Origin of the sequence: Pelodictyon phaeoclathratiforme BU-1 (assembly GCF_000020645.1) — a bacterium.
Taxonomy (GTDB): Bacteria; Bacteroidota; Chlorobiia; order Chlorobiales; family Chlorobiaceae; genus Chlorobium; species Chlorobium phaeoclathratiforme.
The window spans coordinates 182,396-198,344 of sequence record NC_011060.1; the positions used below are offsets into that span (position 1 = coordinate 182,396).

A 15,949-nucleotide genomic window follows, 5' to 3' on the forward strand; every position below is an offset into this window, starting at 1 on the left:
TGTTGATCGCTTAGCAACATGGGAGCAACAATGAGCTGGCAGAGTATTTTAAGGAGTTGAATTTTGCAACAAGCTGTTGCAAAATTACCGGAGCGGGCCTTGCTTGAGGGTATTCCCTGGGGTCATCACTGCATGTTGATATTTTTATATTCGTGCATACGAATCGGTTTTCTTCGGATGTTGTCGCGTACTGGTTATTCTACATTATCGATGTTAACACTTTAAACGCGCCTTCGGCATCGAATTTTGAGGCAGCATAGTCAGCACTCAATAATTCATCCGTCAAGAAGTTGTCATATTTTTCTGTCGCTTTATTGGCGACTGATCGGGCAAGCTCATAAGCATCTGGCACACCCTCTTTTAACAATGCTCTCAAGCAGCTCTGAAGTTTATTTGGTGATACACTGGAAATCTCTATTGCAATCCCGTAATTATTTGCTGTCAATCCTTTTGACCTGAGCATAGCTACCAAAGTATCTAAAATTTTGTCGCCCATCCAACAGAAGAGATACGTTTCATTTCCTTGAATGAGTATCTTTTTATTGGATAATGAAAGTCGGTCAAAAGCCTCTCTTGCTTCTCCCAACAGTTCTTTTGCCTGAGCATCAAGAAATATCGGTATACCTTTTTCCGTGTAGACGGCAAACATTTCCTTCCGAATCTGATCATGAACTCTGCCTGCTTGCCCATCGAATTGAGGAAGTTTTTTTCCTGTTGCCGGCTTTAGTGAAATTACTTTTTTTTGTGCATCTACGTCTAAAACCGTCCATCGTCTTCCACCGAAAATGAGCAAAGAGTTGACTTCGACGGGACGGTCAAGGGGAAGTGTTCCAAGTGTTCGATCGCCGGTTAGGAGGCGATATTCCTCTGGAGTTGTGAATGCTGCGTAAAAAGAATAGTGGTTAACAATGCGTTCTCCCAATTGACCGTGCAGCAATAATCCATCACTTGCTTGCATGATGAGGCGCTGGTTGCCGAGGGTTCTCAATAAATCCACAAACATCTGTTGCCCGATTTCCTGAAACGCTCCGTTTTTGCAGAGTAAATTATATGCTTGTACCGCAGTTATTCCGCCATACTGAGCTATCAGGGAGAGTAGTTGCTGTACCATCGTCGAGAGGTGCAGCCCGCCGGATGGAGGTGGCTCGTACCACTTTTCAAGCAAAAGCCTTACCATAGCAATTGTCTGTATCAGATTGGAACGAAGGCAAGCCAGGGGTTTGGAGCTTATGGTAACTTCATTTTCCTGAATGTATATCCTTAGAATTGCAGGGTCACCATCTTTTCTTCCCGAACGGCCAAGTCGTTGACGCAAGCTTGCAACAGAGGGAGGTACACCTATCTGAGCAATACTGATCACGCTACCAATATCAATACCCATTTCGAGAGTCGATGTGCAGACGATGTTAACGGGATGTGATTTATCCTTTATTGCAGCTTCGGCTTCTTCGCGAAGTCCTTTTGCAAGGTTCCCGTGGTGTGGCCAAAATTCATTAGGAAGATGTTGTTCTTCGCATTTATTTCGAAGTAAATCCGAAAAATTTTCTACCTGCTCCCGGCTGTTAGGAAAGATAAGGTTGCTTTTTCCCCGGAGGGTCTTAAAAAGGTCTTCTCCTATTTCGAGGCTGCTGCCATCAGGCGGCACCTCCTCGGTCTCTTCGATCGGATGCAGCAGTGGAGCTTTGTTGACATATCCTCTCAAAAGAAGCTGAAGTTCCTGTCCCGTAGCGTTTGAGACAATTATCACAGTTTTTGCTTCTGTTTCGGGGCGCAGGAATCGTGAGGCTAGGTGCATGTCCCCAATGGTTGCGCTCAATCCTATTCTTGGTATTTTTCGCTTGATGGCAAATTCGATACGATGAAGCAAAGATTGCAATTGTTGGCCTCGTTCAGAACCTATAAAGGAGTGAAGCTCGTCAATGACGATGTAAAGAAGATTGTTGAAAATCTGTGGAACAGCACTGCCATGGTTAACAAAAAGGGCTTCAACAGATTCAGGCGTAATCAAGAGGATCCCTGTTGGTTTTTTGAGGAACTTTCCTTTTTTGCTTACAGAAACATCTCCATGCCAAGGATGAACAGGAATATCAAGTCGTTCACACAACTGTTCCATTCGGGAAAATTGATCATTGATGAGTGCCTTCAATGGGCTGATATAGAGGACAGAGGCATTTTGACACTCCTTCGCAAGAAGCTTTGAGCAGATTGGAAGAAATGCCGCTTCCGTCTTGCCTGTGGCTGTCGCCGCAGCAATAATAACATCGGTATTTCCGGCAAGTATGGGTGCTATTGCCCGTTCCTGTGCATCTCGCAGTGTCATCCATTTCTGTTCCCAGATCCAGCGCTGAATCTTTTCATCGAGCAGGAAAAATGCCTGTGATTCGTCAGAGTTTAAAGGATGCAAGGCTCGCCTCGTCGTCAATTATGGTTGTTGGTGAAATCGATGTGTTGAAGGAGCTACTCTCTTCAGGAATAAAGTCGAAATCAGGGTTGGTATCAGGCTTAATCTCCACAGTTCCAAGAATCTCTTGCAATGTGGTATGCTGGTTTTGTTCAAGAACTGAAAGAAGGTTTACAAAACTGGTAATCGTATTTCTTGGTGTCCGAAAATAGGCATCACCAATTCTTTTCGAGCAATGTTCCATGAATGCTTTCAGCCCCTCATCAGAAATTAGATATTCCGGTGAATTTCCGTAGGCAAAGACATGCCGTATCTTTACCAGCAGAATAAAGAAGTCTTCAGGACTGAGGTTGCTGAGACGCAAAACAGGGCCACTATAATCTACCAGCCCTTTAACAGCGAAGGAGTTTTCAGCAAGGCGTGATTGAAGCGCTGGATAGCTGAACAGCCCTTTGCGGGGATCCATAAGAAAATCAGGGGTACCGCCCATGATGAACCCGAGTCCGCCAGCCGTTCCTTGCAACGAATCGTTTAATATTCGAAGAATCTGTTCGTAGTTTGAGTTTCTTGCCTGCACATTTGATAGCTTGTAGAGATTTACCAGTTCATCAAGGCAAATCAGCATTCCATTAAATCCGGCAAGTCTCACAAACCGGGATATCAGTTTGAGGTGGTCATAGAAGCTACCATCATCAATAATTGTCCTCACTCCGAGAGCATTACGGGCATCTGTTTTTGTTGTGAATTCAGCTCGGAGCCATCGTATTGCATCTGCCTTTAATTGCTCATTTCCGGTGTCATGCCCTTTCCAGTAAGCGGCTATAACATGAGCGAAATCATAACCTCCGACCATTTCCGATAGAAACTCAAGTTTCTGGTGAATAACTGATTCAGGATTATTCCCAGATATTTTTGAATCTTTCAGTGCTTCAGTAATGAATCGTTCAACAATGGTTGGCATGGCACCTCCGCCCGGCTTGGTGCGGGTTGATATATTGCGCATCAATTCAGCATATAATGAGCGAGCCTGTCCACCGGTTGCATGTAGCCTTCTGTCCGGATTCAAGTCAGCATGTGCTGTGACCAATCGTTTCTCAAGAGCTATCGCCCTGACAAGATTCAGAAAAAAAGTTTTGCCGGAGCCGTATTCACCTATGACAAAGCGGATCCCGGAACCATTATCAGCAATCCGCTCAATATCTTTGATGAGCGCTGCGATTTCGTTCACTCGACCAACCTGGATGAGGTGCTGGCCAAGACGCGGGACAACTCCTGCGCGTAGTGACTGAATGATTGCGTCTCGCTCTTTTGGTCGAATTGCTGTTGTCATACATTGATCTCCTTGGCAAATTGTGCGTTGATAATTATTGGGTCATCACCTTCAAAGAACATATCTCCAAAGTGATCAAATGATGCGTCGTTTATGCTTTCGAGTGTTCCATCCAGCATCAAGCTGTGGTCGGCTGCAAGTTTTTCCAGTTCGACTCTCGTCCACATGAGCTTGCACGCGAGCTCTTTCATAAATGCAAATGATTTAGGATCAAGTCCAGTAATGGGAACGTCTGTTCTCCTTGCTTCCGACATTAATGTTGTTATCTGCTCATGTTCATTTTCAGAGAAAATATCATTCAGAATTGAGGATATAGTATTGGTCTCTGCATGGATTGTTTTTATTTTGTCCATATCAAGAGAAATACCATTAGATATTTTTGGTGAAGCAGAGATTGAATACTCTGGTAAAGTCTCGAAATCCGAAGTCTTAACGACGACAGGTTCGATAGCCGCAGTATGGGCCTGACTGTAAAGACTCTGTGCATCAAGACCAAGCATGGCATATATCTGCGTAAGAATTTTTATTTCCATTACGTCAATATAGCCGTCCGCCTGAGCAATACAAACAAGAAATTTCCCAAGTGATTCTCTCTGTTCCTGTTTAAGTAACTCTATTCTTTTCTTGACATTATTAATGCCAGGGAAGGAAGAAAGAAGGAATAATAAATGAGCCTTCAGTCTTGTTTTCTCATCTGAAGAGAGGTGTAAGCAAACTTCAAGATGTTTCTCCAACTGTTGCTTTTCGCTTATATTCACAGTACCATCAGAAGTGGCAACGGCAGAGGCCAAATGGAGAACAAGAGTTGAAGCAGAATACTCAGCAGAGGGTATATTAGGCGCATTATCACTGATTTTGAAAAGAACGATATTGTTTTCTTGTTTGGAGAAAAAGTTGCCGAAGCGAGGGTCAGGCTCAATACCAAAGTTTATCTTGCCAAGAAAATTGGCAACGGTTATCACTTCTGTCTTGCCAAAACAGTTCTGATTTATTGGTGGTATTAGTTCTAAAATTGATTGAAAAGAGACCTGCACTGGAGTATCAGAAAGACTTTGCTGTTCCAGCCAGGTTGTCAGTTTTTGAAATTTTGTTGCTACATATTTTTTTACAAGGAGTTTAGGTAGAAGCGACATCGCTTCAAGAGAATTATTGCTATCCGGATTACGCCCAAGAAAGCGGCTATAATCTTCAAGTTTATCAGTACATTCATTTACGAGATCTCTTATTTTTTCTGATTCCTCAGAAACATTAGTCACATCAGGAAGATCCGCAATCGGGATTGTGACATCTTTATCAAACAGAGGACTGGCAGGGTGATATGTCGCATGGAGCTTTTTTTTATTTGGTATTAACAGCATACCCGCGTTAAACTTTTCGGTATACTGAAGTTTGAACAGGTCAAGAAATTCAAGCTTGCAACGTTTAACAGGCGTTTTTTTTTGAATTGATGGATCATTTATTACCCATGCTAAAGCCCACTCTGCAGGGAGTGGAACCTTATCGGCAGCCATTTGTCCAAGTGCAACCTTAAAGATTAAGGGCTGTTTCCAAGAGTATGACTCAAGCGATGGTTCAGTCTGATAAAAAGAAACTCCCCCTCGAATAATCTGCAAAATATCCAGAAAATTATTGGCGTACTGACGAAATGAAGCATTGTTTTTATATACAGTCAGAAGTCGTTGAACTTCTTCGATAATGACTGGTAAATCGTCAACTGCTGAAAAAGCATTATCAAGCAAAACCCGTCTCTCCAAGCCATAAAAGAAAAGAAAAACGTAACCAATATTTGCCATTGGTTCTTTCCTTCCTGTGGAGAGCCAGTCGAGATATGCTGCTCGATGTGTGGCGTGTATTTGTGAGTAATTTGGCCAATACCTCATATTATTACTATTAATATCAGAATTTGCCTTTTCAACTGGCAGAGAGATGTCAATAAGAGATGGTTCTTCTTGTGACTTTGTAATAGATTTTAAAGCAGTCCCAAAATAAAGAAGACCGTCAGGAATTGTATACCCAGAATGTTCAATAGCTTTTCCAAAGGGAACCCATAATTCATCTGTAGATATTATCTTTTTTGTTAAAGATTTTGAGGAGATGGCATTGGCCACTGTATGGGTTGCTTCGTTTTCATTCATCTCAAGAGAAATGCCTTCCGCTATTATTTGCTGAGCGGGGATTGAATACCCTGAAGATGGCAAAAAATCAGTGGTTTGAATTGCTATAGGTTCTACAGCAATTTCATGCGTATGACTGGGAATAGTCAGTGCATCAAGACCCAGCATTGTATATAGTCGAGTAAAATTTTTTATTTTAGTTATGTCAGTGCATCCGTTTAACTTTGCGATGCCAACAAGGAATTTCCATAGTGATTCTTTTTGACTTTGATCGATTATCGCTATGTTTTTTTTGATATCATTAATGCTGAAGGTCTGAGCGGAAGTCTTTATAAACAATGTATGAGCCTGTAGTCTGATTATTTCATCTGAAGAGAGGTGCGGCAAAATTTCAAGCAGTTGCTTCCAATTTTGTTTTTCGCTGATGTGTACAGTTGTTTCAGTAAGGGCAAAGGCCGAGGCTAAATGGAGGCTGAGTGTAGCAACGGAGTATTCCGATGAAGGGAGCTTTGGAGTATTTTCGCTGATTCTGAAAAGAACTACGTTGTGCTCTGGATTCGGGATAAAGTCGCTGAAGCGAGAATCGGGTTCGATCCCTATATTTATTGATTCAAGAAGATTTGCAATATCTATTGCCTCTTTTTCACTAATAGTCAATTTTTTTATTGACATATGCCATAACAATGAAGCAAAAGAGACTAAAATCGGAGCATCAAAAGTAATTATTCTTTCAAACCAATGCTCCAATTTTATTAATTCTTGTTCAATATTATTTTTTAAAAATGATGAAGGTAGATTTGATGAAGCATCAATAGAATTATTATTAATAAAGCGTCTATACGCATCGAGTTTATCTGCACTGGTATTTACTATCCCTGTTGTTTCTGGGGATTTTGTTGTATTTTCTGACGGTGTAGGTGCATAACCTTGATTGGGTGAATCCTGAGACACCGTTTGCATTTCTTTAAAACGCATTGTGCTGAAAATTGACTGCATATAAGATCTTATTGTTTCTTTAAGCAGTGTTGCTATCTGTAACTTTATTGCTGCAATTTCCTTTGTGTTTTGTGTCTGTACTAAAATTTCTGCATCTATTGTTGATTTTAATTTGGCTGGAGTTGATTTTTCTGTTTTGATTAGAGTCTCAAATTTGTTCTCAGTAAGCGGCGTTGTAAGTTCTTTTGTACCATATTTTGCTGTAATCGCTTTGCTGGATTGTGTGATTTTATTTTTATCTGCTATAATATTTATATCAGTCTCATACTTAATACTCGGTAATAGGGTTGCTGAATGGACTTGTTTTTTAGTAAGCAGATTCCATTGCTCCTCCTCTATATAGTCATCTTTTGCCTTCTTTATTAGGTCGAAACGTGCCTGAGTATTGGGCATACCATTTTCCGAAGCCAGTTGGGTTAATCGTAATGCTTCATCATAATCCTGTTCCACGCCAGCACCGGCATAATACATCCAGCCAAGATTATATTGCGCTGTAGGGTGCCCATGATTGGCAGCTAAACGGTACCATTTTACAGCCTCGGTGTTATCTTGTGGAATACCTTGGCCATTAGCAAAATAGCCGCAGTCATATATCATGCCAAGCTCATATTCAGCTTGCGCATCACCATCTTCAGCTTTGCATCGGATAGATGTTAAATCTTTTATTTCTTTATGTGATTTCGTGGTATTAGAAATGATGATTTCGCCTTGATTTGGATAGGACTTGGAATCGTTTATATGATTTTGCGCATGCAAATGTAAAGATTGAGAATATTGGATCTTTTTAATTGCTTTAATAATGCTCCAGATTACGATAGCGGAAATGCTCATAAAAACAAACACATGCCAATACGTTTTAATTAGAGCAAAAGCAATAATAAATACTATAAGAATTCGTCCGGTTGTTAATTTATTCCCCATAATCTTTTATTATTCAGAATAACTCAATGTTAAAATATTTCGTCGAACCAGTGTTAAGACTTATTCAAAGGTCATAATTTTTATTGCTAATCAAAAAGTTATTATTTGTAAAATATAGGTTTTAAATTGTTTACTTGTATGTGCTTATAGCGGATTTTGCCGTCAACATCAACGAAAAAAATATAAAGCCATTCGAGATTTCTTTAATAGTTGCTTTTGCAAAATGTTACAAAATAGCGGCGAGCAGCAGCAAAAGACAGTACTGCGTACACTAACGCATCGTAATCAGTGATAATAGAATGGTCTCCTTGTAGTGCTCTGGATTTACGCAGGTACAGATCTTCTCCAGAGAGTCTCCGGTGCAATATCGAGATTGCCCGGCCAGACTACGGTGCCATATTGGACAGAAGCCTTGAAGAAGAGCGGAGAGTTGAAGAGTTTTGTAAAGGGTTTTTTGTCGAAAAATGGCTTCATGTCAAATATTCTTCTCTCTCCGTTCTCAAAAACAAGTTCCAGGGTGTAGTTGGTATGAGTTGTTACCGTTATAACATCAAGAAGTTGTTCCATAATATTCTCCTTTATTGAAGCGGTGCGATTCGAAATGGCTCTTCACCGGCGCATGCAAGTTCCCAGTCAGCCATAAGCTCTTCTCTGTGAATGTCTATCCATACTTGAACCATCCGAAGCTGCCGATGGGGGATATTTCCAGCAAGAAGACTCCCATCCTCAATGGCTATCGAGACACTTTTTCCCTGGTATCGTGCATGAACGTGCGGAGTATGGTGTTGTTCATCGTCGCCATAAAAAATTGAAATCAGGATTCCGAAAAACATTGAGATAGTTGGCATCTGTTCATCCATTTATTGAATATGGACCATAGCTGTCCAATACGGCTTAATGGAAAAGAGTTATGGTGAAGCTTCTCGTCATGGTGTTTGTTAGAAAGAAAGTACGACTTAACGAAGATAATCTAACGTTATTACGCAAAAGTAGTCCTACTGAGAGAGAAGATTTTTTAGCTCAGGGTGAGATGAATGCGCTCCATAGCCTCTTTGGCAGCAAGCTGTTCGGCATCTTTTTTCCGTTGGGCGGTGCCGGTTCCGAGGAGCTCGCCGGAGCAGCTTACCCCGACGGTGAAGCTCTTTTCGTGTTCTGCGCCGGTTTCGGTTATCACCGTGTAGAGGGGAGGGGGGAGATGGTTTGACTGGGTGTATTCGATGAGGCGGCTTTTGTAGTTATGTTCAGCGGCTACAATGGTATTGAAATTGACATGCTCAATGATGCTGCGGATGACAAAATCGAAAGCTGTTTTGATCCCCTTGTCGAGATAGATGGCGCCGATAAGTGATTCGAAGGCGTCGGCAAGGGCGGACTCGCTGCTCCGGATTTTATGGTGGTCAGCCGATTCGCCGAGGATGAGGTGGTCGCCGAGGCAAAGGCTTCGGGCAAAACCGGCAAGTGATTTGCTGTTGACAATTTTGGCGCGGTTGCTTGAAAGTTCTCCTTCAGCGCTGGTGGGAAATTTTCTGAAAAGGTATTCGGAAATCAACATGCCGAGCACCGAGTCGCCGAGAAATTCAAGGCGCTGGTTTGATTCGATGAGGCTGGTTGTTGCCGGGTCATGAACGACGGAGCGGTGGGTTAACGCGGTCTGATAAAGTGGCAGGTTACTGACGGGCTCTCCGACAAGCTGCTGCAGATAGGCAACAGTTTCAGCCGAAAGATCAGTTTCTGTTCCGGAAGTATTAACCGCTCCCGAACTCCTGTTCGTCTCATTACCATCACCTAAATCAGCCAGGCTTCTCAGCTTTTCCCAAAACTTCTCCAAAGCCGACAATCTTTTTCCTTTACAGCGATGAACCGTTTCTGAAAATGATTGAGCCGTTGTGCCCTCCAAAGCCGAAGCCGTTGTTGAGTGCGTACTCAATTGAGCGTTTTTTGGGTATGTTCGGCGTTACATCCAGCTCAACCAGCGGGTCAAGATTGTCGAGGTTGATGGTTGGTGGAACGGTCTGGTGTTGCATGGCAAGCAGACAGGCAATTGATTCAACAACTCCGGCAGCGCCGAGAAGGTGGCCGGTCATGGATTTTGTTGAACTGATGCTGAGTTTACGGGCGTGCTCACCAAAAAGGGTTTTGATGGCGGCGATTTCGGCAAGATCTCCAAGGGGAGTGGCGGTTCCGTGGGTGTTGATGTAGTCAATGTTTTCGGGTGTAATTCCAGCCAGGGTAATTGCGCTCCTCATGGCATTGACAGCCCCTAAGCCTTCCGGGTGCGGAGCAGTCAGGTGATAGGCATCTGCAGTTGCTCCTACACCGACGATCTCTCCGTAGATTTTTGCACCGCGTGCTTTCGCAGATTCAAGGGATTCAAGAATCAACGATCCGGCGCCTTCACCCATGACAAAACCATCACGGTCACGGTCGTAAGGACGTGAGGCCTGTTCTGGCCTGTCGTTGGCTGTAGAGAGTGCTTTTGCGGAATTAAAGCCTCCAATGCTCATCGGCGTAATAGGAGCCTCTGAACCACCGCAAACCATATAGTCGGCCATTCCGCACTGAATGAGCATGAACGAGTCCATAATGGCATGAAGTGATGTAGCACAGGCAGATGCTGTCGCGTAGTTTGGACCCATCAGTCCGTGACGGATTGAAATCTGCCCTGCCGCAATGTCGGGAATAAGCATGGGAATAAAGAAGGGGCTGATGCGTCTCGGGCCCCTGTCAAGATAATTCCTGAACTGTTGATCGTAGGTGGTCATGCCTCCGATTCCAGAGCCATGTACCACACCGATTCTCAGTGGATCGATCTCTTTCAAATCAAGTCCGGAATCTGTCAGTGCATGAGTGGCTGCAATAACAGCATACTGGCAGTAGGGATCCATACGGTCAGCCGCTTTTCTGTCAATGTAGTCCACTGCCTTAAACCCTTTAAGCTCGCAGGCAAAGGTTGTAGCAAAATCAGTTGCATCGAAATAGGTTATGGGCGCAGCGCCACTTTTCCCTTCATGGAGCGCCGTCCAGAACTCCTCTTTTGTAAGACCTACAGGAGATAAAACTCCTATGCCGGTAACAACTACTCTTTTGCGATCCTGAGCCATCTGTAATGATTTAACTGGTTTTCCGTTTGCCTGCTTTCTTGGGGTATTGCTTACTTCTTGTTGACGATGTAATCGATAGCCTGCTGGACGGTGCCGATTTTCTCTGCATCTTCATCAGGAATCTGTACGCCGAATTCGCTTTCAAGTTCCATGATCAGTTCAACGGTATCAAGTGAATCTGCACCGAGATCATCAGAAAATTTTGATTCCATTTTGATCTGATCCCTGTTAACACCCATCTTGCTGACGATAATATCGTATACCTTATCTTTGATTTCTGCTGCAGTCATTACAATGTTCTCCCGATTAAAAGTTGGTTGTTGATAAAAAATTTTGAAAAAGTCAGACAATATACAAAGAAAAGAGGCTTGCCCAAATCACATTACCATACCGCCATTGACGCTGATGACCTGGCCGGTGATGTATGAGGATTGTTCGCCAGCCAGAAAGGCAACGGCATTGGCTACATCCTGCGGTGTGCCGAAGCTGGAGAGCGGTATGGCGTCGAGCATTTTCTGGCGGACTTCATCGGAAAGCGCATCGGTCATTTTCGAGGAGATGAAGCCTGGTGCGACGGCATTGGCCCTTATGTTGCGCGATGCCAGCTCTTTTGCGACTGATTTGGTGAAGGCAATGACGCCTCCCTTTGATGCCGCATAGTTGGCCTGTCCGGCATTGCCCATGAGCCCAACGACCGAGGCGATGTTGATGATCGAGCCGGAGCGCTGCTTCATCATGATGCGGCTGACCGCTTTGGTGCAGACGAAAGTTCCTTTCAGGTTGACCGTGAGCACAGCATCCCAGTCCTCTTCGCTCATCCGCATTAACAGGCCATCACGGGTTATGCCGGCATTATTGACAAGGATGTCGATTCTTCCTGTTGCGGCAGCAATGTCATTGAAGACGTTCTGCACCGCTTCAGCGTTGGTGACATCGAGTTCGAAGCAGTAGGCTTTTCGGCCAAGTTTCTCAACACCTTCGGCTGTTTCCGTCAGCCATTCGGCTTTGATATCGCATACGACAATATCGGCGCCTCGGGCAGCCAGATCAAAAGCGATGGCCTGTCCGATTCCTCTGGCGCTACCAGTGACAACAGCGATTTTTCCTTCAAACATGGTTTTCTCTCGGTTGATGTTAATTGTATTAAACCAGAGGCAGAAGATCTGCCGCAGTGTCGATACCACGGATGGTTACGGTTTTGTCAATGCGTTTTATCAGGCCCTGAAGCACTTTTTGCGGACCCACTTCGATAAATTCCCTCATTCCGCTCTGAACCATTGCTTCGATAGATTGTGACCACAAAACCGAGCTTGTCAGTTGGAGAATCAGGTTTTTGCGGATTTCTGCGGCGCTGGTTACCGGGGTTGCAACTGCGTTCATGCAGACCGGTATTTCAGCATCTTTTATCTCAATTTCTGCAAGGGCCGCAGCAAGCTCCTCCTCAACCGGCTTCATCAGCGGGGAGTGGAACGCTCCGGAAACGACAAGCTCTTTTGCCATACGGGCTCCTTTTGAGGGGGCAAGTTCGATGGCCTTTTTGACAGCCGCAATATCACCGGAAAGGACAACCTGGCCTGGTGAGTTGAAATTGGCTGCCTGAATGACTCCCTCTTTGCCTGCTTCAGCAAGGAGCGCCTCCAGAGAGCTGTCGGGCATACCGATGATGGCCGCCATGGTTCCAGGGTTTTCTTTGCCGGCATTCTGCATCAGCTCCCCCCGTTTGGCAACAATCCGCATGGCGTCGTCAAAGCTGATGGAACCAGCAAAGCAGAGCGCACTATATTCGCCGAGGCTGTGACCGGCGGTCATTGCGATATCTTGTCTGCCGAGCAGGGTTGCCACAGCAATGCTGTGCAAAAAGATGGCTGGTTGGGTATATTTTGTCTGACGCAACTCCTCTTCGCTGCCGGAAAACATGATGTCGGTTATCCGGTAGCCGAGAATCGAGTCTGCCCTTTCCATCATGGTGCGGGCAGCGGGGAAGTTGTCGAAAATGTCGCGGCCCATGCCGCAATACTGTGAACCCTGTCCTGGAAAAACAAATGCCTTCATGAATGCGATTGTTCAAAAAAGAGGTGAATTGTTCTGGTTACTGCCATTTAATATAGGTGCCACCCCAGGTATAGCCTGCGCCGAAACTGACCAGCACCAGGTTTGAGCCGGTGTGCAATTTCTGCCCTTCATCAAGTTCAGCAAGGCAGATCGGTATGGTGCCTGCTGTTGTGTTGCCATAACGGGCAACGTTCGAGATAACTTTTTTGTCATCAATGCCCATGCGCTCTGCGGTGGCGTTGATGATCCGCTGATTTGCCTGGTGGGGTACAAGGTAGTCGATATCATCTGCAGTGAGATTGTTGCGGCTCATGATTTCACCGGCAACCTCTGCCATGGCCATGACGGCAGCCTTGAAAACCTGTTTGCCGTCCTGATAGATGTAGTGCATTTTTTTGTCTACCGTCTCATGGCTTGCCGGATACCGGCTGCCGCCGCCAGTCATGAGAAGATGATCTGTGCCGTTTGCTCCGTCAGCGTAGAGGCGCGTATCGAGAATGCCGAATCCCTCTTCTTTTGCCGGTTCAAGGATGACGCCGCCAGCGCCGTCACCAAAAAGGATGGCTGTCGAGCGATCGGTATAATCAATAACTGCCGACATTTTGTCGGCGCCGATGACCATAACTTTTTTGTGGGCTCCGCTTTCGATAAAGCGTGACCCAACGTTCAGGGCGTAGAGAAAACCGGAGCAGGCAGCATTTATGTCAAAGGCCCAGGCGTTGCTGGCTCCGATGATGCTTTGTGTAAAACATGCTGTGGAGGGGAAGAGCATGTCCGGGGTCATGGTGGCTACAATGATTAACTCAATCTCACTTGCCGCGATGCCTCGTTTTTCGAGAAGCTGTTTTCCAACCTCTCCGCACATGTATGATGTCGCTTTTTCCGGATCTTTGAGTACCCTGCGTTCGCTGATGCCCGTCCTCGCACGAATCCATTCGTCATTGGTGTCAAGCATGAGCTCGAGGTCATGATTGCTCAGAATATTGGCAGGTAAATATTTGGCTGTCGCCGTGATTGCAGCTTTCATGCGTTGTATGCAGTTATTTCATGCAGGAATGATAGATAGAAAAGTTGCCCTGCAGCTCGGTTGTTACCATCTTTGCTGCAGAGGGGTGCGGTTGGAAAAGTACTACTTTTCGGACAGGACTTCAGCAATGTGTTCATTGACTCGTTTTTCGATCATGTGCTCAGCCATATAGATCATGTTTTTGATTGCTCTTGAAGAGGAACGGCCATGACCGACAATGGAGATGCCGTCAACGCCAAGGAAGGGCACGCCTCCGAATATTTCCACATCAAAAGGATCAAACAATCCCTTGAACAGGCTGGTTGTCATTGCGGCCATCTTCTCGTCCATCTGACCAGAGATCATCACTTTTTCCAGAGATCGTTTGAACAGGATTCCCATAAATTCAGGGATGCTTTCACCGAATTTCAGAATGGTATTGCCCACAACTCCGTCACAGACCACAATGCTGGCCTTTCCTTTCAGAATGTCATGGCCTTCTATGTTTCCAAGGAAGTTTATTTTGCCTGCTCTGTCAGCCTCTTTCAGAAGCCAGTAGGCCTGTTTGAGCATTTCGGAGCCCTTCCCCTCTTCCTCTCCAATATTGAGCAGCCCGGTAAGCGGTTGTTCAATTCCAGCGCCATAGCGCTGATAGATGGTCAGCATCTGGGCAAACTGGACAAGATGTTCCGGCTTGCAGTCAACATTTGCACCGATATCGACAATATTGGTCAACCCTTCCGAAAGACGCGGGAAATATGCGTAAATGGTTGGGCGAAGTACTCCGGGGAGCCTGCCAAGTACAAAAAGGGAAGCTGCCATCTGTGCGCCGGTATTGCCTGCGCTGACAAAAGCATCTGCCTGTTTTGCCTTGCAGAGCTGCAAGCCCTTGACCAGCGATGATTCCTGCTTGGTTTTTACAGCCGTGGCTGGAATATCCTCCATCGTGACCACTTCGGGGGCGTGCAGAAACGTCAGGTTCAGCGCGCTGGTGTCGTAACTCGCAAGCAGCGGTTCAACCTTTTCCGACTGGCCAATCAGCAGAATGTTAAACCGATTACCGCTCTCCTGCAAAGCCTGCACCGTTCCCTCGATCACACAGGCGGGAGCGTGGTCACCGCCCATGGCGTCAACAACAATAGTCAACATGATGGGGTTTTTGTCTTGTTTTAGTTAATCAGCTCTTTGCCAGTTTATTGACGACACATCTGCCCCTGTAGTGTCCGCAATGGCGGCATGCACGGTGGGGAAGAGTTGGTTCGCCGCAGTTTGGACAGTTGACCGTAGTTGCCGGTTTTGTGCGGGCATTGAATTGGGCGCGTCTTTTATCCCTTCGGGATTTCGACATTTTGGCTTTTGGATTTGCCATGGCGGTACTCTTTTATAGTCAGTTAACGATATTTTTTTTCAGCTTTTCAAGGGACTCATGCCACAGCGTGTTCGTGCCGGACTGAGGCTCTTCATTTTCTTCCATATATCCTGTGCTGCCGTAAAGCCTGCAGTCAGGGTTATCCGTACAGGTCACCTTCATGGGTAACGAAAGCAGCAGCGTTTCGCACACTTCTCCGGTAATGTCAATGGATTCAGCATTTCTGTCCAGGCGACTGTAATCTTCATCTCCTTCATGATCAGCATCATGAGCGGTACCGAAGATATAGGAGAGCACAAGTGTCCCTGTCAGGTTTTTTGATACTGGTGCAAGGCAGATATCGCACGTGAAATCAGCCAGCGTCGAAGTGTTGATGGTTATGGTTATTTCATCGGCACTTTTTTCAGCAATCACATGCAGCGCAATCTCTCTTGTAAAACCAGCCTCAGCCAACTGACGACCGGCAAAATCTGCCGCATTACAGGTGAAATGGAACTCATTGGTTCCCTCCACAAGAGTAACCAGACCAATCTCTATCAGCGATTTTTCTTTATGCATAGACCATCTTTTCAGTAAAAGAGAACCAATGTACAAAAATTATTATGGAAAATGAAAAGGCCATGCGCTACTACTTTGAACAAAATGAAGAAAAAAGTCAT

At 45.1% G+C, this 15,949-nt stretch carries 14 protein-coding genes; all 14 read right to left on the minus strand.

Going from position 1 to position 15,949, the window contains the following annotated elements; translation table 11 throughout:
• Nucleotides 1-199: 199 nt before the first annotated feature.
• The 14 genes from PPHA_RS00975 to PPHA_RS01035 all read right to left on the minus strand — a co-directional run bounded on the left by PPHA_RS00975 (nt 200) and on the right by PPHA_RS01035 (nt 15,848).
• On the minus strand, nt 200-2,320 hold the full coding sequence (locus PPHA_RS00975; protein WP_083765340.1) for a DEAD/DEAH box helicase: 2,121 nt from the start codon (nt 2,318-2,320) through the stop codon (nt 200-202).
• A gap of 64 nt (nt 2,321-2,384) precedes the next feature.
• Entirely contained in the window at nt 2,385-3,731 is a 1,347-nt protein-coding gene (locus tag PPHA_RS00980) for an ATP-binding protein (RefSeq protein WP_012507023.1), read from the minus strand.
• Nucleotides 3,728-7,762 carry a TerB N-terminal domain-containing protein gene (locus PPHA_RS00985; RefSeq protein ID WP_012507024.1) on the minus strand — a complete coding sequence of 1,345 codons (4,035 nt, stop codon included), beginning with the start codon at nt 7,760-7,762 and terminating at the stop codon, nt 3,728-3,730. The genes PPHA_RS00980 and PPHA_RS00985 overlap by 4 nt, the downstream gene beginning before the upstream one ends.
• Nucleotides 7,763-8,086: 324 nt before the next feature.
• The gene (locus PPHA_RS00990; RefSeq protein WP_012507025.1) at nt 8,087-8,329 is read right to left on the minus strand and encodes a DUF2442 domain-containing protein; all 243 of its coding nucleotides are present in this window, start codon (nt 8,327-8,329) and stop codon (nt 8,087-8,089) included.
• An 11-nt stretch (nt 8,330-8,340) separates the two neighbouring features.
• On the minus strand, nt 8,341-8,610 hold the full coding sequence (locus tag PPHA_RS00995) for a DUF4160 domain-containing protein (RefSeq protein WP_012507026.1): 270 nt from the start codon (nt 8,608-8,610) through the stop codon (nt 8,341-8,343).
• A 167-nt stretch (nt 8,611-8,777) separates the two neighbouring features.
• Nucleotides 8,778-9,599, minus strand: a complete 822-nt coding sequence (rnc, locus tag PPHA_RS01000; RefSeq protein ID WP_012507027.1) for a ribonuclease III — start codon at nt 9,597-9,599, stop codon at nt 8,778-8,780.
• Nucleotides 9,600-9,609: 10 nt separating this feature from the next.
• On the minus strand, nt 9,610-10,863 hold the full coding sequence (fabF, locus tag PPHA_RS01005) for a beta-ketoacyl-ACP synthase II (protein WP_012507028.1): 1,254 nt from the start codon (nt 10,861-10,863) through the stop codon (nt 9,610-9,612).
• Between the two features lie 50 nt (nt 10,864-10,913).
• Nucleotides 10,914-11,153, minus strand: coding sequence for an acyl carrier protein (gene acpP / locus PPHA_RS01010; protein WP_012507029.1), 240 nt, complete (start codon nt 11,151-11,153; stop codon nt 10,914-10,916).
• Between the two features lie 87 nt (nt 11,154-11,240).
• Nucleotides 11,241-11,978: a 3-oxoacyl-[acyl-carrier-protein] reductase gene (gene fabG / locus PPHA_RS01015; protein ID WP_012507030.1), complete on the minus strand. Its 738-nt coding sequence runs from the start codon at nt 11,976-11,978 to the stop codon at nt 11,241-11,243.
• Between the two features lie 28 nt (nt 11,979-12,006).
• Entirely contained in the window at nt 12,007-12,915 is a 909-nt protein-coding gene (gene fabD / locus PPHA_RS01020) for an ACP S-malonyltransferase (protein WP_012507031.1), read from the minus strand.
• 37 nt (nt 12,916-12,952) lie between these two features.
• A complete protein-coding gene (locus PPHA_RS01025; protein ID WP_012507032.1) occupies nt 12,953-13,942 on the minus strand; it encodes a beta-ketoacyl-ACP synthase III in 990 nt (329 codons plus the stop codon).
• A 102-nt stretch (nt 13,943-14,044) separates the two neighbouring features.
• Complete coding sequence (gene plsX / locus PPHA_RS01030; RefSeq protein ID WP_012507033.1) at nt 14,045-15,070, minus strand: phosphate acyltransferase PlsX; 1,026 nt, start codon at nt 15,068-15,070, stop codon at nt 14,045-14,047.
• Nucleotides 15,071-15,098: 28 nt separating this feature from the next.
• Nucleotides 15,099-15,290 (minus strand): 50S ribosomal protein L32, encoded by a 192-nt coding sequence (gene rpmF / locus PPHA_RS14835; RefSeq protein ID WP_012507034.1) that lies wholly within the window; start codon nt 15,288-15,290, stop codon nt 15,099-15,101.
• A gap of 18 nt (nt 15,291-15,308) precedes the next feature.
• A complete protein-coding gene (locus PPHA_RS01035) occupies nt 15,309-15,848 on the minus strand; it encodes a YceD family protein (protein WP_012507035.1) in 540 nt (179 codons plus the stop codon).
• Nucleotides 15,849-15,949 lie beyond the last annotated feature (101 nt).